This window comes from Rhodococcus sp. PAE-6 (assembly GCF_025290685.1).
Lineage (GTDB): Bacteria > Actinomycetota > Actinomycetes > Mycobacteriales > Mycobacteriaceae > Rhodococcus > Rhodococcus pyridinivorans.
Map to the genome: position 1 here is coordinate 96,240 of NZ_JAOCLZ010000005.1, position 25,849 is coordinate 122,088.

The 25,849-nt window shown below is 69.6% G+C and carries 25 protein-coding genes; 18 read left to right on the forward strand and 7 right to left on the reverse strand.

All coding sequences use genetic code 11. The features are described from left to right. Nucleotides 1-15 precede the first annotated feature (15 nt). Entirely contained in the window at nt 16-1,269 is a 1,254-nt protein-coding gene (locus tag NVV99_RS12755) for a mannosyltransferase (protein ID WP_019288041.1), read from the forward strand. Here the strand turns inward: NVV99_RS12755 and NVV99_RS12760 are convergent. After that, nucleotides 1,205-1,501, reverse strand: a complete 297-nt coding sequence (locus NVV99_RS12760; protein ID WP_006550586.1) for a 4a-hydroxytetrahydrobiopterin dehydratase — start codon at nt 1,499-1,501, stop codon at nt 1,205-1,207. The two genes, NVV99_RS12755 and NVV99_RS12760, sit on opposite strands and share 65 nt — an antisense overlap. Nucleotides 1,502-1,526: 25 nt before the next feature. Here NVV99_RS12760 and NVV99_RS12765 point away from each other — a divergent pair, with 25 nt between their 5' ends. Continuing rightward, nucleotides 1,527-1,949, forward strand: a complete 423-nt coding sequence (locus tag NVV99_RS12765; RefSeq protein WP_024103420.1) for a (deoxy)nucleoside triphosphate pyrophosphohydrolase — start codon at nt 1,527-1,529, stop codon at nt 1,947-1,949. A 24-nt stretch (nt 1,950-1,973) separates the two neighbouring features. On the opposite strand, the gene NVV99_RS12770 is transcribed toward NVV99_RS12765, so the two are convergent. Further along, complete coding sequence (locus NVV99_RS12770; RefSeq protein WP_024103421.1) at nt 1,974-2,150, reverse strand: hypothetical protein; 177 nt, start codon at nt 2,148-2,150, stop codon at nt 1,974-1,976. A gap of 360 nt (nt 2,151-2,510) precedes the next feature. Between NVV99_RS12770 and typA the strand changes: the two genes are divergently transcribed. The 5 genes from typA (at nt 2,511) to NVV99_RS12795 (ending at nt 8,160) form a co-directional block, all read left to right on the forward strand. After that, nucleotides 2,511-4,397 carry a translational GTPase TypA gene (gene typA / locus NVV99_RS12775; RefSeq protein ID WP_006550583.1) on the forward strand — a complete coding sequence of 629 codons (1,887 nt, stop codon included), beginning with the start codon at nt 2,511-2,513 and terminating at the stop codon, nt 4,395-4,397. A 79-nt stretch (nt 4,398-4,476) separates the two neighbouring features. Then, nucleotides 4,477-6,495: an ABC transporter family substrate-binding protein gene (locus NVV99_RS12780; protein WP_024103422.1), complete on the forward strand. Its 2,019-nt coding sequence runs from the start codon at nt 4,477-4,479 to the stop codon at nt 6,493-6,495. Further along, nucleotides 6,474-7,397, forward strand: coding sequence for an N-acetyl-1-D-myo-inositol-2-amino-2-deoxy-alpha-D-glucopyranoside deacetylase (gene mshB / locus NVV99_RS12785; RefSeq protein ID WP_050993397.1), 924 nt, complete (start codon nt 6,474-6,476; stop codon nt 7,395-7,397). Before NVV99_RS12780 ends, mshB begins: the two co-directional genes overlap by 22 nt. Nucleotides 7,398-7,483: 86 nt before the next feature. After that, the gene (locus NVV99_RS12790; protein ID WP_006550580.1) at nt 7,484-7,642 is read left to right on the forward strand and encodes a hypothetical protein; all 159 of its coding nucleotides are present in this window, start codon (nt 7,484-7,486) and stop codon (nt 7,640-7,642) included. A 77-nt stretch (nt 7,643-7,719) separates the two neighbouring features. Next, complete coding sequence (locus NVV99_RS12795; protein WP_006550579.1) at nt 7,720-8,160, forward strand: hypothetical protein; 441 nt, start codon at nt 7,720-7,722, stop codon at nt 8,158-8,160. On the opposite strand, the gene NVV99_RS12800 is transcribed toward NVV99_RS12795, so the two are convergent. The 3 genes from NVV99_RS12800 to NVV99_RS12810 are packed head-to-tail and all read right to left on the reverse strand — an operon-like array spanning nt 8,117 to nt 10,931. Further along, nucleotides 8,117-8,875, reverse strand: coding sequence for a uracil-DNA glycosylase (locus NVV99_RS12800; RefSeq protein ID WP_024103423.1), 759 nt, complete (start codon nt 8,873-8,875; stop codon nt 8,117-8,119). The two genes, NVV99_RS12795 and NVV99_RS12800, sit on opposite strands and share 44 nt — an antisense overlap. Next, nucleotides 8,872-10,377: a PH domain-containing protein gene (locus NVV99_RS12805; RefSeq protein ID WP_024103424.1), complete on the reverse strand. Its 1,506-nt coding sequence runs from the start codon at nt 10,375-10,377 to the stop codon at nt 8,872-8,874. Before NVV99_RS12805 ends, NVV99_RS12800 begins: the two co-directional genes overlap by 4 nt. Beyond that, a complete protein-coding gene (locus NVV99_RS12810; protein ID WP_006550576.1) occupies nt 10,374-10,931 on the reverse strand; it encodes a PH domain-containing protein in 558 nt (185 codons plus the stop codon). The genes NVV99_RS12805 and NVV99_RS12810 overlap by 4 nt, the downstream gene beginning before the upstream one ends. Before the next feature lie 101 nt (nt 10,932-11,032). Here NVV99_RS12810 and NVV99_RS12815 point away from each other — a divergent pair, with 101 nt between their 5' ends. The 8 genes from NVV99_RS12815 (at nt 11,033) to NVV99_RS12850 (ending at nt 20,923) form a co-directional block, all read left to right on the forward strand. Beyond that, a complete protein-coding gene (locus tag NVV99_RS12815; protein ID WP_006550575.1) occupies nt 11,033-11,230 on the forward strand; it encodes a hypothetical protein in 198 nt (65 codons plus the stop codon). A 45-nt stretch (nt 11,231-11,275) separates the two neighbouring features. Continuing rightward, entirely contained in the window at nt 11,276-13,873 is a 2,598-nt protein-coding gene (locus NVV99_RS12820; RefSeq protein WP_024103426.1) for a bifunctional FO biosynthesis protein CofGH, read from the forward strand. Between the two features lie 154 nt (nt 13,874-14,027). Then, the gene (gene fdxA / locus NVV99_RS12825; RefSeq protein WP_006550573.1) at nt 14,028-14,351 is read left to right on the forward strand and encodes a ferredoxin; all 324 of its coding nucleotides are present in this window, start codon (nt 14,028-14,030) and stop codon (nt 14,349-14,351) included. Nucleotides 14,352-14,373: 22 nt separating this feature from the next. Continuing rightward, complete coding sequence (gene dapC / locus NVV99_RS12830; RefSeq protein WP_019288047.1) at nt 14,374-15,486, forward strand: succinyldiaminopimelate transaminase; 1,113 nt, start codon at nt 14,374-14,376, stop codon at nt 15,484-15,486. Nucleotides 15,487-15,535: 49 nt separating this feature from the next. Continuing rightward, nucleotides 15,536-16,240 (forward strand): hypothetical protein, encoded by a 705-nt coding sequence (locus NVV99_RS12835; RefSeq protein ID WP_024103428.1) that lies wholly within the window; start codon nt 15,536-15,538, stop codon nt 16,238-16,240. A gap of 57 nt (nt 16,241-16,297) precedes the next feature. Continuing rightward, complete coding sequence (locus NVV99_RS12840; RefSeq protein WP_041804032.1) at nt 16,298-17,728, forward strand: acyl-CoA synthetase; 1,431 nt, start codon at nt 16,298-16,300, stop codon at nt 17,726-17,728. 171 nt (nt 17,729-17,899) lie between these two features. After that, nucleotides 17,900-19,153 (forward strand): CdaR family transcriptional regulator, encoded by a 1,254-nt coding sequence (locus NVV99_RS12845; protein ID WP_006550569.1) that lies wholly within the window; start codon nt 17,900-17,902, stop codon nt 19,151-19,153. 153 nt (nt 19,154-19,306) lie between these two features. Beyond that, a complete protein-coding gene (locus tag NVV99_RS12850) occupies nt 19,307-20,923 on the forward strand; it encodes a substrate-binding domain-containing protein (RefSeq protein WP_242411697.1) in 1,617 nt (538 codons plus the stop codon). On the opposite strand, the gene NVV99_RS12855 is transcribed toward NVV99_RS12850, so the two are convergent. Both NVV99_RS12855 and dapD read right to left on the reverse strand, forming a co-directional pair. Further along, nucleotides 20,892-22,301: an amino acid permease gene (locus NVV99_RS12855; RefSeq protein WP_006550567.1), complete on the reverse strand. Its 1,410-nt coding sequence runs from the start codon at nt 22,299-22,301 to the stop codon at nt 20,892-20,894. The two genes, NVV99_RS12850 and NVV99_RS12855, sit on opposite strands and share 32 nt — an antisense overlap. 35 nt (nt 22,302-22,336) lie before the next feature. Further along, a complete protein-coding gene (gene dapD, locus NVV99_RS12860) occupies nt 22,337-23,290 on the reverse strand; it encodes a 2,3,4,5-tetrahydropyridine-2,6-dicarboxylate N-succinyltransferase (RefSeq protein ID WP_006550566.1) in 954 nt (317 codons plus the stop codon). 98 nt (nt 23,291-23,388) lie between these two features. On the opposite strand from dapD, the gene dapE reads away from it, so the two are divergent. The 3 genes from dapE to NVV99_RS12875 are packed head-to-tail and all read left to right on the forward strand — an operon-like array spanning nt 23,389 to nt 25,833. Further along, entirely contained in the window at nt 23,389-24,465 is a 1,077-nt protein-coding gene (gene dapE / locus NVV99_RS12865) for a succinyl-diaminopimelate desuccinylase (protein WP_041803593.1), read from the forward strand. Nucleotides 24,466-24,475: 10 nt separating this feature from the next. Further along, nucleotides 24,476-25,279 carry a TIGR00730 family Rossman fold protein gene (locus NVV99_RS12870; RefSeq protein ID WP_006550564.1) on the forward strand — a complete coding sequence of 268 codons (804 nt, stop codon included), beginning with the start codon at nt 24,476-24,478 and terminating at the stop codon, nt 25,277-25,279. Next, the gene (locus NVV99_RS12875; RefSeq protein ID WP_024103433.1) at nt 25,273-25,833 is read left to right on the forward strand and encodes a TIGR00730 family Rossman fold protein; all 561 of its coding nucleotides are present in this window, start codon (nt 25,273-25,275) and stop codon (nt 25,831-25,833) included. Before NVV99_RS12870 ends, NVV99_RS12875 begins: the two co-directional genes overlap by 7 nt. Nucleotides 25,834-25,849 lie beyond the last annotated feature (16 nt).

A 25,849-nucleotide genomic window follows, 5' to 3' on the forward strand; every position in this document is an offset into this window, starting at 1 on the left:
TTTCCTTCGCACCGGATGTGGTGGTGCGCGGCGTTACTGGCGCTGTCCGTCGTCGTCCGGATCGCCTGGGGATTCATCACTCCCAACGGCATGAACCTCGTCGACCTGCACGTCTACGTCGACGGATCGGCCGCTCTGCTGCAGGGCGACCTCTACGGGTTCACCTATTCGGAGGACACCCCCGACTTCCCCCTGCCGTTCACCTATCCGCCCTTCGCCGCGCTCGTCTTCCTGCCCCTGCACCTGATCCCGTTCGGGATCCTGGGCGTGGCCTGGCAGCTGCTGACGGTCGCGGCGCTGTTCGCCGTCGTGTGGATCTCGCTCGAACTCGTCGTGGACGCGCGGGCACGGAGCCGGTCGTGGGTCGGTGTCGCGATGCTGTGGACGGCTGCGGGCATATGGACCGAGCCGGTACGCACGACCCTCGACTACGGCCAGATCAACGTCTTTCTCGTCCTCGGCGTGATGCTCGCGGCCCGCAGTTCCCGGTGGTGGCTGTCGGGTGGGCTCGTCGGCGTGCTCGCCGGGATCAAGCTCACGCCTGCCATCACCGGCCTGTACTTCCTCGCGCAGCGACGCTGGCGCGAGGCGGTGTTCTCCGCGGTCGTCTTCGTGGGGACCGTCCTGGTGAGCCTGCTCGTGCTCGGCTCCCAAGCCGCCACCTATTTCGGGTCCCTCTTCGGCGACGCGGATCGGATCGGGCCGGTCGTGTCGGTGTGGAACCAGTCGCTGCGCGGAGCGCTGGGTCGTATCGCGGGTGAGGACGTCGGACTCGGGCCGGTGTGGCTGGTCGGCGTCGTGGTCTGCGCGGTCCTCGCGTTCGCGGCGTGGCGGTCGCTGGAACCGCTGCCCGACGGAACGCGCGACCGTCTCGGCACGCTGCTGATCGTGCAGCTGTTCGGTCTGCTCGTCTCGCCCATCTCGTGGGTCCACCACTGGGTGTGGGTGGTCCCTTTGCTGCTGTGGCTTCTCTACGGACCCTTGGCGCGGTCGCTCGGAGCCCGCATCGTCGCCGCGTGCTGGGCCGCGGTCACGCTGATCGGCGTTCCGTGGGTACTGAGTACGGCGCAGAACTCGATCTGGGATGTCGAACGTCCCGCTCCGCTCGCCTGGCTCGGCGCCGTCAACGTGGTCGGTGTCCTCGCCGTCTACGTCGTCGTGATCCTCGCAGCCCGGGGACGTGAGGGGCAGGACGAACGGGTGACTACAGACCCGAGCGCCGTGCCTCCTCGTCGATCCGACGCGCAAGAGCCGGATCCGACTCCGTGATGCCACCGGCGGAATGCGTGCTCAACGCGAAGGTCACCTTCCGCCACCTGATGTCGATGTCCGGATGGTGATTCGCCTCCTCGGCGACGACGGCCACCCGGTCGACGAGTGCGATCGCGTCGGGGAAGGTGGGCGCCTCGATGGTGCGGACCAGCGACTGTCCCGCGCGGTGCCAGTGCGGCAACTCGGCCAGCGCGGCGTCGATCTCTCCGTCCGTCAGCAGCTGGGACATGACTCATTCTGGGACGATGCACGTCATGTCTGCAAGCACATCGTCCGCGAGTACACCGGCGCCCGACGGGCACGTCGTGGCCGGCGCCGTCATCCGGGACGGACGCGTGCTGCTCGCCCAGCGCACGCGGCCCGTCGACCTCGCGGGCCTGTGGGAGCTGCCCGGAGGCAAGGCGGAACCGGGGGAGAGCGTGGAGGCGGCGCTCGTGCGGGAGCTGAGGGAAGAGCTCGGTGTCGAGGTGCGCGGTGCGGAGCGACTGGGGGTCGCGGTGCCGTTGGCCGGAGGTCGCGAGTTGTGTGCCTACAGGGTCGAACTCGTCTCGGGTGATCCCGAGCCGCTGGACCACGCGGCGTTGCGGTGGGTCGACGCGGACGAACTCGGGGAGGTCGATCTCGTCCCGGCCGATCGTGCGTGGATTCCCGATCTACGCGAACATCTGCGGCGCTGAGGTCATACGGCGCACGCCTGGTGGTCAGGCGGCGCGGGCCTTGTCGAGATATTTGCGCAGTTCCTTCTTGCTGAGCCCGTCGTTCTCGACCTTCTTCATGCGCATGACGACGACGGGGCATTTGAGGCACCGCGTCTTCTTGCGGCAGCACTTCTTCTTCGGCTTCAGGCCTGCGATTTTGCTCGCCTTCACCTTCCCCATACGTCCCGCCTGCCTTCCACGGTCCAGCGCGCGGCGAATCACCGGCGGGCGAAGGTTAGCATCCCCTTACTCGTGGACCCAGGGGTGCATGTGGTGCCGGATTCGGCGGTTACGTCTCCTGGGGGAGTGTCGAGCGTCACCCCGATCGTCGCCGACCTGCGGGTATCTGATGAGGTAGAAGCGGCGACCGACGAACGGCCTGTAAAGTGTATTGACGGCCGCAGTGCCTGCACGCCGAGAATCGGACGGGGCAGGTAGCTCGCAATCTCGCGTCGCGGCCATCGAGACGAACGCCGTACGGGCGAGGTGCCGACCGGGTCCAGTGCCGTGTGGCCGGACTACAGCCAGGAGAGCTATCGCGTGAGCACCGCTGATTTTCGGAACGTCGCCATCGTGGCGCACGTCGACCATGGAAAGACCACTCTCGTCGACGCCATGTTGCGCCAGTCGGGCGCGTTCGCCGAACGTGCGGAACTCGTCGACCGGGTCATGGACTCGGGCGACCTCGAGCGCGAGAAGGGCATCACCATTCTCGCGAAGAACACCGCGGTGCACCGTCACCACCCGGACGGCACCGTCACTGTCATCAACGTCATCGACACCCCCGGCCACGCCGACTTCGGCGGTGAGGTCGAGCGCGGCCTGTCCATGGTCGACGGCGTCGTCCTGCTGGTCGACTCCTCCGAGGGCCCGCTGCCGCAGACCCGCTTCGTGCTCCGCAAGGCGCTCGCCGCGTCGCTGCCGGTGATCCTCGTGGTCAACAAGACCGACCGCCCGGACGCCCGCATCGCCGAGGTCGTCGAGGAGAGCCAGACCCTGCTGCTCGACCTCGCGTCCGACCTCGACGACGAGGCCGCCGAAGCCGCCGAGCTCGCCCTCGAGCTGCCCGTCCTCTACGCCTCCGGTCGTGAGGGCAAGGCCTCGAAGAAGCAGCCCGAGAACGGCCAGGTCCCCGACGCCGAGAACCTCGACGAGCTCTTCGAGGTCCTCATGGAGTGCATCCCCGCACCCAAGGGTGATCCGTCGGCGCCGCTGCAGGCCCACGTCACCAACCTCGACGCCTCCGAGTTCCTCGGTCGTCTCGCGCTGCTGCGCATCCACCAGGGTGAGCTGCGCAAGGGCCAGACCGTCGCGTGGATGCACGCCGACGGCGTCAAGAACGTCAAGATCACCGAGCTGCTCAAGACCGTCGGTGTCGAGCGGCAGCCGGGCGAGGTCGCGGTCGCCGGCGATATCGTCGCCGTGGCCGGCATCCCGGAGATCATGATCGGCGACACGCTCGCCGATCCGGAGAACCCGGTGGCGCTGCCGCGCATCACCGTCGACGAGCCGGCCATCTCGATGGTCATCGGCACCAACACCTCGCCGCTCGTCGGCCGGGTCAAGGGCCACAAGCTCACCGCTCGCATGGTGAAGACGCGGCTCGACTCCGAGCTCGTCGGCAACGTCTCGCTGCGCGTCCTCGACATCGGACGCCCCGACGCGTGGGAGGTGCAGGGCCGAGGCGAACTCGCCCTCGCCATCCTCGTCGAGCAGATGCGCCGTGAAGGCTTCGAGCTGACCGTCGGCAAGCCGCAGGTGGTCACCCGCACCATCGACGGCAAGCTCCACGAGCCCTACGAGGAGCTGACCATCGACAGCCCCGAGGAGCACCTCGGCGCCATCACCCAGCTGCTCGCGAACCGCAAGGGCAAGATGGTCCAGATGACCAACCAGGGCACCGGCTGGGTTCGTATGGAGTTCATCATCCCGTCGCGCGGTCTGATCGGTTTCCGTACCGACTTCCTCACGGAGACCCGCGGCACCGGCATTTCCAACGCCATCTTCCACGGTTACGCGCCGTGGGCCGGCGAGATCCGCGCCCGCCACACGGGTTCGCTCGTCTCCGACCGTGCAGGCTCGGTCACCCCGTTCGCGATGATCCAGCTCGCCGACCGCGGCACCTTCTTCGTCGAACCGGGCAGTGACACCTACGAGGGCCACGTCGTGGGCATCAACCCGCGCGCCGAGGACCTCGACATCAACGTCACCCGCGAGAAGAAGCTCACCAACATGCGCTCTTCGACCGCCGACGTGATGGAGACCCTCGCCAAGCCGATCGAGCTGACCCTCGAGGCAGCGCTCGAGTTCTGTGCCGCGGACGAGTGCGTCGAGGTCACGCCGGAGGACGTGCGCGTGCGCAAGCTGCACCTCTCGCAGACCGACCGTGCGCGTGCGCGGTCGCGGGAGAAGGCCCGTAACAAGTAGTCCAGGTGTGGGGTGGCCCCGGCGAGCGCATGCTGGCCGGGGCCACCCACGTACCACCTGCCTCACGGAAGGAGCCCGAGTGTCGCGTACGCGCGCTCGTCGCCGACTGATCGGGGCGACGGCCGGCCTGGCCGTGGCTGCGCTGGTCCTCACCGGTTGCACCGCCGACCCGCCGCCGCCCATCGAGCAGACGGAGCCGACCACGACCCCGGCTCCCGCTCCGAAGCGCAGCACGGTGGTGGTCGCGATCGACGAGGTCGGTTCGGGCTTCAACCCCCACCTGCTCGCAGACCAGTCGCCCGTCGCGAACGCGGTTGCCGAACTCGTGCTCCCGAGTGCCTTCCGGGCCGTGCCCGATCCGGAGAATCCCGCTGCAGCACTGTGGGTTCCGGACGACTCGCTGCTGCTGTCCGCGGAGGTCACCGACGAGGCGCCGTTCACCATCACCTACCGCCTGCGCGACGAGGCCCAGTGGTCGGACGGAGCGCCGATCGTTGCCGAGGACTTCCGGTATCTGTGGCGGCAGATGATCACCCAGCCCGGCGTCGTCGATCCTGCCGGCTACCGCCTCATCGACGACATCCGATCGTCGGGCGGAGGCAAGATTGTCACCGTCACCCTGCGCGAGCCGTATCCGGCCTGGCGCGAACTGTTCACGAATCTCTTGCCCGCCCACCTGGTCAAGGACACTCCGGGTGGCTTTTCCACCGGCCTGTCCGAGACGATTCCCGTGTCCGGCGCGCGATTCCACGTCGACAACGTCGATCGGGGGCGCGCCGAGGTGCTGCTCGAACGCAACGACCGGTTCTGGGGCACCCCGGCCGGACCCGACGAACTGATCATGCGCCGCGCCGGCACCGACGCCCAGGTGACCGAATCGGTGCGCAGCGACGACGCCCAAGTGGTCCAGAGCGCGGGCGGTGTCGCTCTCGAGGCGCAGCTCGCCGCCGTGCCGGGTGTGCGGACCGGCGTCCAGCTCCAGCCGCGCACCCTCGATCTGACCCTCAACACGCGCACCGCCGAACTCGCCGACCCGGTCGTCCGGCGAGGCATGCTCGACCTGCTCGACCCCGAGCTGCTCGGACTTGTCGCCACGGCCAACAGCACCGGGGTCGTGCGGGCGCGGGCCCAGGTGCTCGCGCCGTCCGATCCGGGATACACCGACACGATGCCGGCGCGTCTGTCCCGGGAGCAGGCCCTCGGACGTCTCGCCGAGGCCGGATATCTACCCGTCCCGCCTGCCGTGCCCCCGGTGCCGACGGACCCCGACGCACCCGGCTCCGAAGCGCCGGAGGCCGCTGCACCGGAGACAGGGGCATCCGAGACGGCGGCATCCGAGACGGCGGCGCCGACGAGCGCGACTCCCGGACCGAGAACCCCCGACGGGCCGGCCCTGCCCGAGGGCACCCTGGCCCGGGCCGGCGTGCCGTTGACGCTGGTCGTGGGCGTGCCGGAGGGCGACGAGACCGCGCGCGCCGTCGCACGCACCGCCGTCGACCTGTGGCGTGGCGCCGGGATCGACGCATCGGTCGACGAACTTCCCCCCGACGAGCTGTACGGCGAAGCCCTCGTCGAGGGCACCGTGCACGCGGTCGTCGGCTGGATGCGTGCCGGTGGAGACCCCGCCACCGCCGCGCTGTCCCGATTCGGATGCGTCCCGGTGGCCGCAGCACCCACCGTGGCGGGGGAGGACCTGCCGACCGTGCCCGAGTCCGACCTCCCGGCGCAGCCCGACGCCCCCGGGACGGCGGAGGCGGCACAGTCGTCGGACCCCGCGACCACCACGCTCGACGAGGACGACGTCGAGGAACGTGAGGATGCGCTCGCAGCGCAGCTCGAGGCTCCGAGCAACCTCTCGGGTGCGTGCGATCCCGGTCTCGAACCCGATCTGCTCGCTGCACTGAACGGCACCACCGACCCGGCGAAGGTCGTCGCCGACGCGCAGGCCAGGCTGTGGGATCTCGCGGTGAATCTGCCGATCCTGCAGGACCGGGCCGTTGTCGCCGCCGGTCCGGGCGTCGAGAACGTCTCGCTGACAGCCGCCGTCGCCACCGGTATTCTCGGCGACGCCCATCTGTGGGGAAGGACCACACCGTGACCGATGCTCCGGGAGCTCTCCCCGACGTTGCGGATCGACGACTTCTGCTCGTCCACGCCCATCCCGACGACGAAACCCTCACCACCGGCGGCACCATCGCCCGGTACGTCGCCGAGGGCGCCGAGGTCACCGTCGTGACCTGCACGCTCGGTGAGGAGGGCGAAGTGATCGGCGACGAGTGGGCCCAGCTCACCGCCGACCGCGCCGATCAGCTCGGCGGATACCGCATCCTCGAACTCACCCGGGCGCTCGACGCGCTCGGCGTCGAGCGACCGCGTTTTCTCGGCGGTGCCGGGCACTGGCGCGACTCCGGGATGGCGGGCACCCCGTCCGCCGACAATCCTCGCGCCTGGGTCAACGCCGACCGCGACGAGGCGATCGAGGCGCTCGTCGCCGTGATCCGCGAGACGCGTCCGCACGTGGTCGTCACCTACGACCCGTTCGGTGGCTACGGGCATCCCGATCACATCGCGGTGCACGAACGGGTGACCGCGGCCGTCGAAGCGGCCGGCACCGAGGACTATCCGTCCGCCGGGGCGGCGTGGACCCCCGCGAAGGTGTACTGGACCGTCGCCGAACGGTCCGCGCTCGAACGCGGCATCGCCGCCATGGGCACGCTGCCCGACGGCTGGCGCCGACCGGAGGCCGGCGAACTGCCGAGCGTGCCCGACGACGAGGTCACCACCGTCGTCGACGTCCGCTCGGTTCTCGACGCGAAGCGGACCGCGATGGCCGCGCACACGACCCAGGTGCTGGTCGCGGAGGACGGCGAGCAGTTCGTGCTCTCCAACCTCGTCGCCCAGCCCGTCTTCGACCAGGAGCACTTCGTGCTCGTGCGCGGGCAGCTCGGCCTGACCGACTCCACGGGACGAGAGGACGACCTCTTCTCCGGCATCGGCTAGTGTGACCCGAGTCATCAACGAGGCTGTGGGTGGTTCGCGTCACCCGGCCTCGCGTACCACGCAGGCACACCGTCAGGGGGTTGTCGATGTACAACTGGTCCGTCCAGAACCAGATCGTCGCGTTCGTGGAGTCGTTGAGGCCGTACGCCGACGAGATCCGGGCCGACTACTGGCACGCTCTGTACTCCTTCGCCGACCAGCAGAGCGCGCTGCTCACCATGCTCGGATACCCGCCGGTTCCCTGACGTCCCGTGCGTGGGTCGCGGATGGTTCCGCGGACCCCGGTTGCGCTCGGGCGAGTCCGGTAGCGCACCATCGAAGCATGACGGTCGATCCAGCAACCGCTGCACCCCTCGCGTCACCGGTGGACGTCCAACCCCGCCGGGGGCTCGTCGCGCTGCTCGTGCTCGACGGTGCGCTGTGCGCCCTGTTGTCGGTCTTCTATCTCGGCGTGTACATCGCCGGAGTGCCCTTCCCGATCACCATCCTGCTGGCCGGCCTCGTCAACCTGCTGCTGGTGATGGCCCTCCGCGCCGAGACCGGATCCCTGCGCAGCGCGACCCTGCCGCTGCTGGCCTGGGCCGTCGTCTTCCTCGTCTGCCTCGTGGGCGGTCCGGGCGGCGACCAGCTCGCGCTCGGCGACTGGCGGACCCTGCTGCTGCCCGTGGCCGCGCTCGCCCCCGCCGGCGGCTACCTGTTCTCGGCCCGCATCAGGGAGATCACCCAGGCAGTGGGAGGGACGCAGCCCGCGCCGCGTCCCTGAGCACCTCGGTCACCATCTCCTTCGTCAACCGGCCGGTGAAGGTGTTCTGCTGGCTGACGTGATAGCAACCGAACAGGTGCAACGGGTGCTCCCGCGCCTCGGTGGGAGCGAGCAGCACATGTGCGCCGTGCCCGAACTTGGGTCGGGGAACCGGAATCGTCCACCCCGCCGCCGACAGGACCGGCAGTAGTGCCTGCCAACCGAACCCGCCGAGCACGACGACCGACCTCAGCGTGGGGGAGAGCAGGTCGAGTTCCTGTTCGAGCCAGTGCCGGCAGGTGTCGCGTTCGACGACCGTGGGGCGATTGGCCGGTGGCGCGCAGTGCACCGGCGACGTGATGCGCGTGCCGAACAGTTCGAGGCCGTCGCCGATGTGCGTCGCGGTCGGTTGCGACGCCAGTCCCGCGTCGTACAGGGCCGCGTACAGCACGTCGCCCGACCGGTCGCCCGTGAACATCCGTCCTGTGCGGTTCCCGCCGTGCGCGGCGGGCGCCAGCCCGACGATCAGCAGGGACGCATCGGCCGGGCCGAAGCCCGGGACGGGCCGGCCCCAGTACTCCTCGTCGCGGAAGGCCGCTCGTTTCTCCCGCGCGACCTGCTCACGCCATGCGACCAGCCGCGGACACGCGTGGCAGTCGACGAGCGCGTCGTCGAGCTCGGCCAGCGTCGCCGGGGGAGTGCCGTGCAGGGGGCCTTTGCCGGATGTCGGCTTCATCGGTCGATCCATGCTTCTCCCATACCCGGTGTGACCTCCTGGACAAGCGCCCACGCCTCGTCCACGGGGATGTCGATCACCTCGTAGCGTCCCGCACCCGCCGGCGTCGCCGCGACGACGGTCGCGAGACCGGCACGGCGCTGGAAGAAGGTCTGCCGCACCGTCCAGCCGATCACACCGTCCGCATCGAGACAGATGCGCTGCCGGTCGATCGAACCGCTGCGGGCGACGAGATGTCCGTCGACGACGGCGTGGCCGAGACCCCGGTAGCGGTCCTGCGCCAGCGTGCACGCCCCCGCGACCAGCACCACGACCACCGTGGCGATCACGGCGAACGGCACGTGCCGGTCGGTGACGGTCAGGGCGACGAGCCCGGCGGCGACCACGACGGCCACCGGCCACAGCGTCCGCGTGTAGCGGCGACGACGGGCACGGGGACCGTGACTGCGCAGCGGAACGTCGAGCGGCAGCCCCCCGGTGAGCACCTCGGCCGCGACCCGCCGGACCTCCCCGTCGGGCGCCGACGGCAGGACCAGTGACGAACCGCCCTGTTGCGCGGTTCTGCCCGTCATGACGGCGTCGAGCCGTGCGGCGCCGACGAGCCGCAGCGCCAGCGGTTCGTGCAGCGCGATCCCGCGCAGCCGCGCCCGGTCGAGGGTGGTGTGACGGGTCGTGAGCAGGCCGTGCGCGATGCGCAGGACCCGTTGGTCGTCGGTCACCCGCAGATCGCCGTAGAGCAGCAGGTACCGCACGCACGCGGCCGGGCTGGCGACGAGCACGACGACCAGCACGAGGATCACGAGCGCGACCACCAGGCCGAGGTCTTCCGCGGTCTCCACCGCGCGGCGGACGACCTGCGATTCGGCGATCGACCGGCCGAGCCCGAACTGGAAGGCGGCACCGGCGACGGCCGCGACGGCGAGCAGTCCCGTCGTGGAGAACGGCGCGTAGCGCACCCAGGCCGGGTCGAATCGCGCCAGCTGACGCTCGGTGACGGCAGCGGTCGAGGTCGTCTCGGCCGGCACGTCGTCCTGCTGCCCACCCCTCAGGAGAACGGCACGGAGCTCGGGGACTGCTGCGATCGGAAGGCCGTTGAGTTCGAACCGGTTGCGATCGGCGCCCCCGCTCTGACCCGTGCCGATCTTCACGACCGCGAGGCCCAGCACGCGATGCAGGAGGCGTTGCTCGACGTCCACCGACCGGATGCGGCTGCGGGGGATCGACAACTCGCGTCGTTGCAGCAGGCCGCGGCGGAGTTCGACGTGCTCTGGTCCTACGCGGTAGGTGGTGGTGAACCAGCGCAGCAGACCGACCAGCACGAGCACGCCCGTCGCCGCGAGGCCCCACACGGGATTGCCGCTGGTGGACCCGATGACGAACGAGCCTGCGAGGACGGGCAGCAGGCGCAGGATCTCCTCGATCGGGTGGATCAGCAGCATCCGGCGATCGAGACGCGACCACGGCACCTCCTCGTCCGTCCCGGCCACGAGGGCGTCGTTCATGTCGCGTCCGTCTCCGAGCTCGCCGCGAGTGCGGTCAGGCGAGCGACGGTCTCGTCGGCGACCCGGCTGTCGAGCCCGACGATCTCCACCGCACCCGCCGCCGAGGCGGTGGTGACGGTGACGGTGGTCAGGCCGAGCCACCGGTCGAGCGGTCCCCGCTCGGTGTCGACGGTCTGGATCCGGGAGATCGGTGCGATGCGGTGCTCCTGCGTCCACCAACCCGAACGCGTGTAGACCGCGGTCTCGTCCATCTCCCAGCGATGGACGCGGTATCGCCAGACCGGCACCACCGCGACGTGCAGTCCACCGAGGACGACGGTCGCGGCCGCGGCGGCGACGTGCCACCCGGCGCCCACCGGCGTGACGAGCACCCACACGACCTGCGCGACGACCAGCGGCAACCACATCAGCGCTGCGCTCACGGCCCACAGCACACGCGCCTTCGGGCTCGGCCGCCACGACGGTTCCCTCATCACCACGCTCGTCGCTGCCGTGTTGTCGGCCGACCCCGCCGGCGAACTCTCGTCGTCCTCCACCCGCACCTCCTGCTCCATCGGGCCCCGTGTCCGGTTCCACGCTAGGCTGGGATCCGTAGAACCCGGCCGGACTCGCCCGATCCGATCTCACGATCGGGCCCTATCAGGAGGAGATCGCAATGACGGAGTCGAATGCGCTCGGCATCGAGATCCAGTCCGACAACGATTCCGAGGCCGACCGGCTCGAGCAGGCCATTCCCGTCTACGACGATCCTGCCGACGACCTGCCTTCGGACGTGCCCCTCGAAGCCGACCCGGCAGACACCTACGAGCAGTCCCGCGAAGTCCCGGCGGACGACGACTACCCGCGCGGATAGACCCCGAAGTGGCATGGGGGTGCTCGTAGGCGCATGATCGGGCCCATGACCGATTCCGCAGACGACACCCCGCAGTCCGCGATGCTCCCGACCCCCACCGTGCGTCCCGGCGCTGCGCACCGATCCACGGCGACTCCCTCGGGAATGCGTCGAGCGTTGCGTCGGGCTCGCGACGGGGTCGCACTGAACGTCGACGAAGCGGCAGTCCTGCTGCAGGCGCGGGGTGCCGATCTCGAGGATCTCTGTGCGTCGGCGGCGCGGGTGCGCGATGCCGGCCTTCTCGCGGAGGGTCGACCCGGCACGGTCACCTATTCGCGCAAGGTCTTCGTCCCCATCACCCGGCTGTGCCGGGACCGATGCCACTACTGCACCTTCGTCACCGTCCCCGGCAAGCTCCGCGCCGAGGGTCACGGCATGTATCTCGAACCCGACGAGATCCTCGAGATCGCTCGTCAGGGAGCCGAACTGGGTTGCAAGGAAGCCTTGTTCACACTCGGCGACCGGCCCGAGGACCGGTGGCCCGAAGCGAAGCAGTGGCTCGACGAGCGCGGCTACGATTCCACCCTCGACTACGTGCGAGCGATGGCGATCCGCGTCCTCGAGGAGACCGGTCTGCTGCCGCACCTCAATCCCGGGGTGATGAGCTGGGCCGAGATCTCGCGGCTGAAGCCGGTCGCCCCGTCGATGGGCATGATGCTCGAGACCACCTCCGAACGGTTGTTCACCGAGAAGGGGCAGTGCCACTACGGCAGCCCCGACAAGGATCCGGCGGTGCGGCTGCGGGTGCTCACCGATGCGGGCCGACTCGCGGTGCCGTTCACCACCGGCATCCTCGTCGGCATCGGTGAGGACTTCACCGAGCGTGCCGAATCGATCCACGCGATCCGTAAGTCGCACAAGGCATTCGGTCATATCCAGGAAGTAATCGTCCAGAACTTCCGCGCCAAGGACGACACCGCGATGCGCGAGCACGACGACGCCGATCTCGACGAGTTCCTCGCCGCGATCGCCGTCGCGCGGCTCGTCCTCGGGCCGGGAATGCGCATCCAGGCCCCGCCGAATCTCGTCTCGCTCGACGAGTGCCGCGCGCTGCTCGGGGCGGGTGTCGACGACTGGGGTGGTGTCTCGCCGTTGACGCCCGATCACGTCAACCCCGAACGGCCCTGGCCGAATCTCGACACCCTGGCGCGCCTGAGCTCCGAGGCCGGCTTCGAGCTCACCGAGCGGATCGCCGCGCAGCCGAAGTACGTGCTCGCCGGGCAGCCGTGGATCGATCCGCGCATCACCGCGCACGTGCACGCCCTCGCCGATCCGGCTACGGGCCTCGCGCGCGAGGTGATCCCGTCCGGACTGCCCTGGCAGGAACCCGACATCGACTGGGAGTCGTCGGGTCGCGTCGATCTGAACTCCGAGATCGACGTGACCGGACGCAACACCGAGCACCGGTCCGATCTCGGGAGCGCTTTCGGCGACTGGGAGACCGTCCGCGAACAGGTGCTCGAGCTGGGCGCCTCCGCACCGGTGCGGCTCGACAGCGACGTGCTCTCGGCGCTGCGCTCCGCCGAACGGGATCCGGGCGGTTGCACCGAAGCGGAGTACATCGCCCTCGCCAACGCCGACGGCGCCGGTCTCGAAGCACTCGTGGCGCTCGCCGACCAGCTGCGCCGCGACACCGTCGGCGACGACGTCACCTATGTCGTCAACCGGAACATCAACTTCACCAACATCTGCTACACCGGCTGCCGGTTCTGCGCCTTCGCGCAGCGCAAGGGCGACGCCGACGCGTTCACCCTCTCGGCGAGCGAGGTCGCCGACCGGGCGTGGGAGGCGCACGTCGCCGGCGCCACCGAGGTGTGCATGCAGGGCGGTATCGATCCGGAACTGCCGGTGACCGGCTACGCCGATCTCGTCCGCGCCGTCAAGGCGCGGGTGCCGTCGATGCACGTCCACGCGTTCTCGCCGATGGAGATCGTCAACGGTGTCGCGCGCAGCGGCACGTCGATCCGGGACTGGCTCACCGAACTGCGTGAGGCCGGGCTCGACACCATCCCGGGCACCGCCGCGGAGATCCTCGACGACGAGGTGCGGTGGGTGCTCACGAAGGGCAAGCTCCCGACCGCCGAGTGGATCGAGGTGGTGACCACCGCGCACGAGGTGGGCCTGCGATCGAGCTCGACGATGATGTACGGGCACGTCGACCAGCCGCACCACTGGGTCGGCCACCTCGAGGTGATCCGCGGGATCCAGGACCGCACGGGCGGATTCACCGAGTTCGTGCTGTTGCCCTTCGTGCACCAGTCGTCGCCGCTGTATCTGGCCGGCGCGTCGCGTCCCGGCCCGACCATGCGCGACAACCGTGCCGCGCACGCCCTCGCCCGGGTCATGCTGCACGGCCGGATCGACAACATCCAGACCAGCTGGGTCAAGCTGGGTGTCGCCGGGACGCAGGCCATGCTCGAGGGCGGGGCGAACGATCTCGGCGGCACGCTCATGGAGGAGACGATCTCGCGCATGGCGGGCTCGCAGCACGGTTCGGAGAAGACCGTCGCCGAACTGGTCGCGATCGCCGAGGGCATCGGGCGGCCGGCGCGCCAACGGACCACCGCGTACACGCCGATCGAGCTCCCGGTCACCGCGGGCTGACCCGCCTCGACGGTCTGCACTCTGAAGTAGGGGACCCTTACTCCGGTGTGTGGCACGGGCACGGGGGATACTGGAGGACCGTGGGCGCCGAGGGTGCCCGCTCGGGCGAGACCGCGCAGGTCGGCGGGCTTACAGAGAGGCAGGGAGAACAGCAGTGACGTACACGATTGCGGAACCGTGCGTGGACGTGTTGGACAAGGCATGCATCGAGGAGTGCCCCGTCGACTGCATCTACGAGGGCGGTCGCATGCTGTACATCCACCCCGACGAGTGCGTCGACTGCGGTGCGTGCGAGCCCGTGTGCCCCGTCGAAGCGATCTTCTACGAGGACGACGTCCCGGACGAGTGGTCCGAGTACGTCAAGGCCAACGTCGACTTCTTCAACGATCTCGGCTCGCCCGGTGGCGCCGCGAAGCTCGGCAAGGTCGACTACGACCCGCCGTTCGTCAAGAATCTCCCTCCCATGGGCGAAGAGTGACGAACGGACCGGTGGAACTTTCGTGAGCACGCGTGTCCGCCGTTCGGTGGCGAAGAGCCTGCCGGACTTCCCCTGGGATTCCCTGACCGACGCGAAGGCGAAGGCAGCGGCGCATCCCGACGGCATCGTCAACCTGTCGGTGGGCACACCGGTCGACCCGGTCGCCCCCGTGATCCGGGAGGCGCTCGTCTCCGTCGCGGAGGAGCCGGGCTACCCGACCACGCACGGCACCGCCGAACTGCGGCGGGCGGCCGTGGGTGCGCTCGAACGTCGCTACGGCATCACCGGTCTCGACGACTCGGCGATCCTGCCGGCGATCGGCACCAAGGAGATGATCGCCTGGCTGCCGTCGCTGCTCGGCCTCGGTGCCGACGATCTCGTCGTGATCCCCGAACTGGCGTACCCGACCTACGAGGTGGGCGGGCTGCTCGCCGGTGCCCGCATCATCCGCGCCGACGGGCTGACCCGCCTCGGCCCCGAGGTCGCGTCGCTGGTCTTCGTGAACTCGCCGTCGAACCCCACCGGCAAGGTGCTCGGACCCGACCACCTGCGCAAGGTCGTCGACTGGGCGCGCAGCCGCAACGCGATCGTCGTCTCCGACGAGTGTTATCTCGGGCTCACCTGGGAGTGTGAGGCCCTGTCGATCCTGCACCCGAACGTGTGCGGGGGCGACCACACCAACCTCCTCGCGGTGCACTCGCTGTCGAAGACCTCCAATCTCGCGAGCTACCGGGCCGGTTTCGTCACCGGCGACGCCGACCTCGTCGCCGACCTGCTCGAGGTCCGCAAGCACTCCGGCATGATGCTGCCGCTGCCGATCCAGGCCGCGATGACCGCGGCACTGAACGACGACGAGCACGAGAACGCGCAGCGCGAGAAGTACCGCAAGCGTCGCGAGGTGCTCCTCGGGGCCGTGCGCGGCGCCGGCTTCACCGTCGACCATTCGGAGGCGGGCCTGTACCTGTGGGCGACGCGCGGTGAGGGATGCCGCGCGACCGTCGACTGGTTCGCCGACCGCGGCATCCTCGTCGCACCCGGCGAGTTCTACGGTCCCGGAGGTGTCCTGCACGTCCGGATCGCGCTCACCGCGACCGACGACGCCATCGACGCCGCCGCTGCCCGACTGCGCCGATAGAGCGCGCCGACGCACCGCTCAGCGAGCAGCTCGCCGGTAGATTGGCCCCGTGAGTTCGTCCGGTGAGGATCCGCTGCTGTGGGTGCTCTACGTCGCCGTGGTGGCCATCGCTGCGGTGAGCGCGTCGCGCCCCCACTCGGGAAGCTCCGCGCACGCGACGACGCGATCGTTCTGGTGGCCTCCGCCGGTCGCGGCGACGATCCTGTGGTCGGTGGTCGCGGTGGCCTCGCTCGCGCGACTGGTCTTCCCGGGACTGCTCGACGTCTTCCGGCGGCAGCCGGTCCGCACCCGGGACTCGGGGGAGTGGTGGCGCGTCCTCACCGCAGGTCTGATCGAGGACGGCGGCGTGCTCCTCACCGTCGTGAACCTGCTGTTGCTCGCGGTGGTCGCCATCGCGATCGTGCGGGTGTGGGGGTGGTGCCGCGCACTCGGGTTGTTCCTGGTCGGCCAGGTGCTGTGGGGGTTGTTCACCACCTTCGTCTTCCCGTCCGACGGCGCGGGAACAACCGGCGCGACGCTCGCGGCGGCCGCGACCCTCGCGGGATTGTGGCCGGTCGTCGGAGCGACACGCTCGCTGCTCGTCGCCTCCGCGGCGACCTTCCTTCTCGGTGTGGTCCTCGTGATCGCGGGCGATGCGCACGGCGTGGCCGTCCTCATCGGAATGCTGCTGGGCGCGGTCCTGGCCACCGTGCTTCCCCCGGCACATCTGGCGCGGACATCGATGTCCGCGGCGCGCGGCGACATCCACACCTGACCGCCACACCCGACCGCCCCCGCGAGGCTGCGGCATCGATATGGAATCGTGACTGTCGTGTCTGCACTGCTTCGTTCGCTGAATCCGCTGGCCGTCGCGCGCGGCGACGATCTCCCGGACGTCGTCCGTATCGACGGCCACACCTTCTCCCGCAGCGATCTGCTCGGCGCGGCCACCGCCGTCGCGGCGCGGGTGGCGCGCGCCGATCGGGTGGCCGTGCTCGCGACTCCGAGCGCGACCACCGTCGTCGCCGTGACCGGTGCCCTGCTCGCCGGGACGACCGTGGTGCCGGTGCCACCGGACTCGGGGCCCGCCGAACTCGCCCACATCCTGACGGACTCGGACGCGCAGGCCTGGCTCGGTCCGGCGCCGGAGGTGCAGCATCCCGACGTTCCGCAGTTGCCGAGCCTGCCGGTCCGCCTGCACGCCCGCGACTGGCACCACCTGCCCGAGCCGAACCCGGCGCGAATCGCGTTCGTGCTCTACACCTCCGGGACCACCGGCGCTCCGAAGGGTGTGCTGCTGAGCCGCCGGGCGATCGCCGCGGGCATCGACGCGCTCGCCGAGGCGTGGGCCTGGACCGAGCGCGACACGCTCGTCCACGGGCTGCCGCTGTTCCACGTGCACGGACTCGTGCTCGGTGTGGTCGGAGCCCTGCGGGTGGGCAGCCGGCTGATCCACACGGGGAAGCCCACTCCGCAGGCCTACGCCGAAGCGCAGGGCTCCCTCTACTTCGGGGTGCCGACGGTGTGGACACGCGTCGTCGAGGACGAGGACTCCGCCCGCGCGCTCAGCGGCGCGCGACTGCTCGTCTCCGGCAGCGCGCCGCTGCCGGTGCCGGTCTTCGAACGACTGCGTGAGCTCACGGGACTGGTTCCGATCGAGCGCTACGGCATGAGCGAGACGATGCTGACGCTCAGCACGCGCGTCGACGGCGAGCGCCGTCCCGGCTGGGTCGGCACGCCGGTGGCCCGGGTCGAGACGCGCCTGCGCGACGAGCAGGGCCGCGACGTGCCCCACGACGGGGAGAGCATCGGCGTCTTGCAGGTGCGTGGACCGATGCTCTTCGACGGCTACCTGAACAGGCCGGAGGCCACCGCGGCCGCGTGGACCGAGGACGGATGGTTCGTCACCGGCGATGTGGCGGCCGTCGACGAGGGCGGATTCCACCGCATCGTGGGTCGCGAGTCGACCGATCTGATCAAGACCGGTGGGTTCCGGGTGGGTGCGGGGGAGATCGAGACCGTTCTGCTCGGTCATCCCGCGGTGCGGGAGGTGGCCGTGGTGGGCCTGCCCGACGACGACCTCGGTCAGCGGATCGTCGCGTTCGTGGTGCCCGCCGCCGACGGCCCCCAAGTCGACGGGTCGGAACTGATCGACCTTGTCGCACAACAGCTTTCCGTGCACAAGCGGCCCCGGGAGGTGCGTGTGGTGGGTGACCTTCCACGCAATGCGATGGGCAAGGTGCAGAAGAAGAATCTGGGCTGACAGGGTCGGTGGGGAGCGCCCGCGGGCAGGTTCCTGTCACCGGAACTTCGTGGAAAATCGGCCACAGGGGTTGCATGTGTCACACTGCGAGGCGGATTCTCTACTGCACCGTATGTAGATCTACTCACTTCGATGGGGGTTCGAGGGATGTCTGTAACGGATCAGGTCCGGGTGACCGGGCACGATCGTCGGGGGGACGGTGACAACGCTCCGCTCTTCCTGGTGGACGGGAAGCCCGCGTCCGTTCCGCTGCGCGATCTGCCCGCCGTGGCTCGCAAACTCGTGGCGCACTTCGCCGACAACGTGGCGCCGTGTTCGCTGCGACCGGGCGAATCGCTGCGCGGTGACGTCACCGAGGTCACCGTGCGCTGCCTGCGCATCGCGATCCATCTCCTCGACTCCGGAGAACTACCCTCCGACGCGGAACTCGCCGACCTGCGCAGCAGCGCAGCCCAGTGGGCCCGCGCCGGCTTCCGGCTCGAATACATGCTCCGGATCTATCACGAAGGCATCCGTCTCGGGTGGGAGCTGGTCACCGATCGGGCCCGGGAGGGCGATGTCTCCTCCGTCGCCGACGCGTCCCGCCTGTGGATGGCGCTGCTCGAGAAGGTCACCGTCGCCGCGACCACCGGTTTCGTCGCCGAACTCGACGCCATCCGCCGTGAACGCGACGTCGCCGCGCAGGAACTGGTCGCCGCGCTGCTGAGCGGGCAGGACGCCGCGGCCGTGGCGCAACGCTCCGGGCTGGTGCTCGCCGACACCTACACCGTGCTCGCGGTCTCGCTCACCCGACATCCCGACGAACGCAATCCGCACGTGCGGCCGGAGGTCGTCGCGCGGCGCACCCTGCGCCGGGTCGAGACCGAACTCGAGGCGATCTGCGAGGGCCGCCACCTCGCGATGCTCGGCCCCGAGGGCGGCACCGTCCTGCTCCCCGAATCGCCCTCGACCGAGGCGATCGAGGAATTCCGGCAGCGCATCGAGACCGTCGCGGGCGTGTCCGTCACGATCGCTCTCGTCCACGCCCCCGTCCGGGAGGTGCCCACCGCGGCGAAGCAGGCCCACGAACTGCTCGATCTGGTGCGACGGCTCGGCCGTGCGGTCGGGGCCTACGGTATGCAGGATCTGGCCCTCGAATACCAGCTCACGCGGCCCGGACCGGCGCGCCGTCACCTCGCACGCGTCCTCGACCCGCTCGACGAATCACCCGAACTCGTCGAGACGCTGGAAACGCACATCGCCCACGACCTGAGCCGCCAGCTCACGGCCAAGACCCTGCACGTCCACGCGAACACTGTCGACTACCGCCTCAAGCGGGTCGCGCAACTCACCGGATTCGACCCCACCCGGCCCTCCGGACTGCGCCAGCTACAGGCGGCGCTGATCGCTCGACGACTCGAACTGGAGAGCTCCGAACAGGGCTGATATCGCGTCGGATTCGGCTTCCCGAGGCGTGCCGGTCTATATCATCGGTCTCGGGCGACCGAGGGTCGTCACCCGGAGTGAGCACGAGGGGGCCGACGCATGGCGGGGGAGTCCGGACCGTCCGAGTCGGATCCGCCGAGCCGTCGTGGCGGCGTGAGTGGGGATGCACGGCCGGGCGGGGGTCGGGCGCGCTGGTTCGTCGTCGCCGTGATCCTCGTCCTCGCGGCCGGATCCGTCGCCTTCCTGTTCGTGGAGCGGCGGAGTGGGTGCGACGACTCCGAGCGCTACACCGTGGCGGTCACCGCCGACCTCGCACCGGTGATCGAGGGGACCTCGGTATCCGGATGTACGGAGTTCGAGGTCGTCGAACAGGAACCGGGGGAGGTGTCGGCGCGACTGGCGACCGACGACGTCCCCGACCTGTGGCTCCCGGCGGGCAGTTGGTGGGCGTCGTGGGCGGGTGAGACCGCCACGGGCCCGGTGCGCACGGTGTCGACACCGCTGGCCACCACGCCGCTCGTGATCGCGGGTGCGCCGGGCACCGTCGAACCGGCGGCCGACTGGCAGGAGGCCCTGTCCGATCCCGGTCTCGTCTTCGGCAATCCATTGCGCTCCGGTCCCGCGGCAGGTGCCATCCGCGCCGTGCTGGCCGAGGCCGCCGACGATCCCGTCGCGATGGGCACGGTCCGTCCCGTCATGGCGCCGCTCGCCGAGCGGGAGGGGGTTCGCGACGAGGAGGTACCTACCGGATCGACCTTGCTCGAGGAGACCGTCGCCGATGGTGGGACGGTGGTGAGCACCGAACAGCAGGTCGAGACCTATCGCAGCGTCCACAAGCGCGAACTGGGCATCGAGGTACCCGCCACCGGGACGCTGCTCGTGGACTATCCGGTGGTCGTGACGGCGCGCGGAGAACGGCACGACGCCGCGGCGGCGGCCGCCACGGCGCTGACCGACGCGCTGCACACGTCCGAAGGACTCGACAGGCTGACCCGTCACGGCTTCCGGGACGGAGGCGGACGACCCCTGCCCGACGGCCGCGGTGCGGGAGCGGTGCCGGTGCTCGAACTCGACGACGAGACCGTCGCCGAGGAGGCGATGAACGTGTGGGCGTTGCAGGCGCTTCCCGTGCGCACCGTGTTCGCGGTGGACGTCTCCGCGTCGATGAACCGTAACCTCGGCGACGAGAGTCGGATCGAACTGGTCCGGCGCGCCGCGACCGCCGCCAACGAGGTCCTGCCCGGGAACGTCTCAGCGGGCCTGTGGTTCTTCGGTGGGGGAGTGAGCGACTACGCCACATTGCCGAACGACCGCGCCGAGGCAACGGGGGACTACATCGTGGCGGCACCGATCCGGCGCTTCGATGCGGTGGTGGACGACGGTACCCAACGCGACCTGCTCACCTCGCTCGTCGCGCAGATGGCCGGTACGGCCGACGAGACCACCGCGCTCTACGACACGATCCTCGCGGCCTTCCGGTACGTGCAGGACAGCTACGATCCGCGCGCGGCCAACAGTGTCGTCGTGGTGACCGACGGCGCCGACAACGGTTCCGCGATGTCGAAGGACGGACTGCTCGCGGTCCTCTCGAACGAGAACGATCCGTCCAGGCCGGTACGGATCGTGACGATCGGACTCGGTGAGGACGTGGACACCGCAACCCTCGAGCAGATCGCCGCGGCGACCGGAGGGGTGAGCTACCGGACGAGCGATCCGCTCGACATCACCGAGCTCGTGCTCACTGCGCTGGCCGATCGGACGGGTGGCTGACCGTCTTGTCGTCGTGGGTGCGGTGCCAGAGCAAGCCGAGCGCCGTGATGATCAGGAACAGCACGAAGGTCGACGCGAGCTGGACCCGGGCCGCGCTGTCGGACAGCATCAGCACGATGAAGCCGATGAGCATCGCGAGCGTGAACCAGCTGAGATAGGGGAACAGCCACATGCGCAGGCGGATGGTGCCTTCGCGCTCGAACTTGCGGCGCAGCCGCAGATGCGAGACGACGATGAACAACCAGATCGCGATGAGCGCCGATCCGACCGCGTTGAGCAGGATCCCGAGGATGGTGTCGGGCAGCAGCCAGTTGAGCCACACGCTGACGAAGCCGAAGAACACCGAGACGAGCACCGCGTTGCGGGGCACTCCGTGGTGGGTGAGCTTACTGAGCCAGGCCGGTCCGTCGCCGCCGCGTGCCAGCGAGTAGGCCATGCGGGAGGTGCCGTAGACGTTGGCGTTGAACGCCGACAGCAGCGCGATCACCACGACGAGTTCCATGAAGCCGGACACGTAGGGGATGCCGGCGATGTCGAGCACCGAGACGAACGGGGAGGTCTCACCGCTCGCCGCGGTCCACGGCAGCACGAGCACCATGATCGAGATCGACCCGAGGTAGAAGACCGAGATCCGCCAGACGACACTGCGCACGGCCGTCGCGATGGACCGTTCCGGATCCTTCGATTCGGCCGCGGCGATCGTGACGATCTCGATGCCGCCGAACGCGAAGGCCACCGCGAGCAGACCGGCCGCGACACCGGCGATCCCGTTGGGCGCGAAACCGTCGCCGTCGCCGAGCAGGTGCGTGGTGCCGACGGGTTCGGTGCCCGGAAGCAGACCGAACACGAGCAGGATGCCGATCACCAGGAACCCGAGGATGACCGCGACCTTCAGTGCCGCGAACCAGAACTCGAACTCACCGAAGTTGGCGACCCTCGCCAGATTGACCACCGCGAAGAAGGTGACGAACACCAGCGCGACCACCCATTGGGGTACGCCCGGCAGCCACGACTGCACGATCGCGGAGGCACCGGTGATCTCGACACCGAGCACCATGATCAGCATGAACCAGTACAGCCACCCCATGCTGAATCCGGCCCAGCGGCCGATTCCGATGCGCGCGTAGTGCGAGAACGAACCGCTCACCGGCAGCGCGGCACCCATCTCGCCGAGCATGCGCATCACGAAGATGATCATCACGCCGGCGAGCAGGTACGAGACGATGATGGCCGGACCGGCTGCGGCGATACCCACTCCGGAACCGAGGAACAGGCCCGCGCCGATGGCGGAGCCGAGTCCCATCATGGTCAGATGGCGGACCTTCAGGCCGCTCCCGAGATGTTCGGCCTCGGACGCGGGCCGCTGGGTTTCACTCACAGTTTCTCGGTTCCGAATCTGTTGTGGGTGCAGAGTCAGTCGTTGGCGTGCAGAGCCGCGTTCAGTTCGACTCCGCTGCCCTTGTTCGGCACGACCTCGACCGCGCCGCTCACCGAGTTGCGTCGCAGCAGGAGGTTGGACGCGCCGCTGAGGGTCGCGGCCTTGACGACGGTGCCGTCAGGGCCGGTGACCTTGGTACCGGCGGTGACGTACAGGCCGGCCTCGACGATGCAGTCGTCGCCGAGCGAGATGCCCACGCCCGCGTTCGCACCGAGCAGGCAGCGCTTGCCGACGGAGATGACCTCCTTGCCGCCACCGGAGAGGGTGCCCATGATCGAGGCGCCTCCACCGACGTCGGAACCGTCGTCGACGACGACACCCGCGGAGATGCGGCCCTCGACCATCGAGTTGCCGAGCGTGCCGGCGTTGAAGTTTACGAAGCCCTCGTGCATCACGGTGGTGCCGGACGCGAGGTGCGCACCGAGGCGGACGCGGTCGGCGTCGGCGATGCGGACACCGGCCGGAACGACGTAGTCGACCATGCGGGGGAACTTGTCGACACCGAAGACCGTCACCGGTCCGCGGATGCGCAGACGGGAGCGCACGGTCTCGAAGTTCTCGAGCGAGCACGGGCCGTAGTTGGTCCACACGACGTTCGCGAGCATGCCGAAGATGCCGTCGAGGCTGAGCCCGTGCGGCTGGACGAGACGGTGCGACAGCAGGTGCAGGCGCAGGTAGACGTCGTGAGTGTCGACGGGCGGCTTCGACAGGTCCGCGATGTCGGTGCGCACCACGACCTGCTGGACCTCGCGCGCCTCGTCGTGACCGGCGAGCAGGGCGAGATCGGACGGGATGTCCGTGCCCTCGAGTCGCGTCGTTCCGGTTTCGCTCGGCTCGCCGAGGGCGGGTGCCGGGTACCACGTGTCGAGGACGGTCCCGTCCTCCGTGATGTTCGCGATGCCTACTGCTGATGCTCCGTGTGCACTCACGGGTGAGAAGCGTACGCGAGGCGGTCCTGCGCCTGTGTCCCCCCTGAGAAAATCGTGTGCGGGGTCTGAGGAGCAGGCGCGTTTCGTATCGTGCAGGTATGCCCGTACCGCAGCTGGACCTGCACGCCGACCCCGTCGAACTGACCGCCGCGCTCGTCGACATCCCGAGCGTGTCGCAGAACGAGACGCTCATCGCCGACGCCGTGGAGACGGCCCTGCGCGAGCAGACCGACGGCTTCGAGGTCGTGCGCAACGGCAACTGTGTCCTGGCGCGGACGAACCGCGGACTCGGCAGCCGTGTGATGCTCGCCGGCCACCTCGACACCGTCCCGATCGCCGACAACGTGCCGTCGCGGCGCGACGGCGACCTGATGTGGGGCTGCGGCACCTCCGACATGAAGGCCGGCGACGCCGTCTTCCTGCACCTCGCCGCGACCGTCACCGATCTCGCTCACGACCTGACGATCGTGATGTACGACTGCGAGGAGATCGCGGCCGCGTACAACGGGCTCGGACGGATCGAGACCGAACTGCGCGACTGGCTCGACGCGGACGTCGCGATCCTCGGCGAACCCACCTCGGGTGAGATCGAGGCCGGTTGCCAGGGCACCCTGCGGGTGCGCATCACGACCGACGGTGTGCGGGCGCATTCGGCGCGCTCCTGGCTCGGCGACAACGCGATCCACAAGCTCGCTCCCGTGCTCGACCGTCTGGCCCGCTACGAGGCACGGTCGGTCGACATCGACGGTTGTGTGTACCGGGAAGGACTGTCGGCCGTGCACATCGAGGGCGGTGTCGCCGGCAACGTGGTGCCCGACGCCGCTGCGCTCGACGTGAACTTCCGGTTCGCCCCGGATCGCAGCCCCGACAGCGCACTCGCGCACGTCCGGGAGGTCTTCGACGGTCTCGCGATCTCGATGGAACTCACCGACATGTCACCCGGCGCGCTGCCCGGACTGTCGAACCCGGCCGCGGCGGCGCTCGTCGAGGCCGCGGGCGGGAAGTTCCGGGCCAAGTACGGCTGGACCGACGTCTCGCGGTTCGCCGCGCTGGGGATTCCGGCCGTCAACTACGGGCCGGGCGACCCGAACCTCGCGCACAAGCGCGACGAGCACGTCGAAGTCGGGCGGATCACCGAGGTGACCTCCGTTCTGCGCTCCTATCTCACCCGATAACGTGGCCGCCATGTCCGGCGATAATTCCTCCTCCGAACGCGGCTCCCGGCGCGAGGTCGTGCACCAGGGCCCGGTGCAACTGCGCGGCTCTCTCGCCCGCGAGGCGACGACGATGGACCAGCGGCTGCTCGATCGCCGCGGCCCGTCCGACTGGGTGCACACCGATCCGTGGCGTGTGCTGCGGATCCAGAGCGAGTTCGTCGAAGGCTTCGGTGCGCTCGCCGAGGTGCCCCGCGCCGTCACCGTCTTCGGATCGGCGCGCACCCCGGCCGGTCACGAGGAGTACGAGATCGGCCGCGAGCTCGGCGCCGCACTCGTCCACGCCGGATACGCCGTCGTCACCGGTGGCGGTCCGGGCGCGATGGAGGCGGCCAACCGCGGTGCCAGCGAGGCCGGGGGACTGTCGATCGGACTGGGGATCGAGCTGCCCTTCGAGCAGGGCCTCAACGAGTGGGTCGATCTCGGCCTGAACTTCCGGTACTTCTTCGCGCGCAAGACGATGTTCGTGAAGTACTCGCAGGCGTTCGTGTGCCTGCCCGGGGGTTTCGGGACGCTCGACGAGCTGTTCGAGGCACTGACCCTCGTGCAGACCCGCAAGATCACGCAGTTCCCGATCGTGCTGTTCGGTTCGGAGTACTGGAACGGTCTGGTGGGCTGGCTGCGCGAGACCCTGGTCCGCGGCGGCAAGATCTCGCCCGCCGACCTCGACCTCCTCTTCGTCACCGACAGCGTCGAGGAGACGGTGGACATCATCCTCGAGGCGCATCGCGGCGAGGACGAGAACGAACTGTACGGAAACGGGAGTGGATGGTAACCGAAGCTCTGTCGGTCTGTGTGTACTGCGCGTCGGGCCCTGTCGACCAGAAGTTCCTCGAACTCGCCGCCGCTGTCGGCACCGAGATAGGCCGACGGGGCTGGCAGCTGGTCTCCGGCGGCGGCAACGTATCGATGATGGGCGCGGTCGCCGACGCGGCCCGCGCGGCCGGCGCGCACACGATCGGGGTCATTCCGAAGGCACTCGTGCACCGCGAGGTCGCGGACGTCGACGCCGACGAGTTGATCGTCACCGAGACGATGCGCGAGCGCAAACGCATCATGGAGGACCGCGCCAACGCCTTCCTGACCCTGCCCGGCGGCATCGGAACCCTCGAGGAACTGTTCGAGACGTGGACCGCGGGGTATCTCGGTATGCATGACAAGCCGGTCGTCCTGCTCGATCCCACGGGCCACTTCGACGGCCTGCTCAGCTGGCTCGGGTCGATGGTCGACACCGGCTTCGTCGCGCAACGCGCACTCGACGGTCTCGCGGTCACCACCGACCTCGCCGACGCGCTCGACCGTTGCGCTGCGCCGTACGCGACGGTCTGAGGTGTTCCACTTCGCC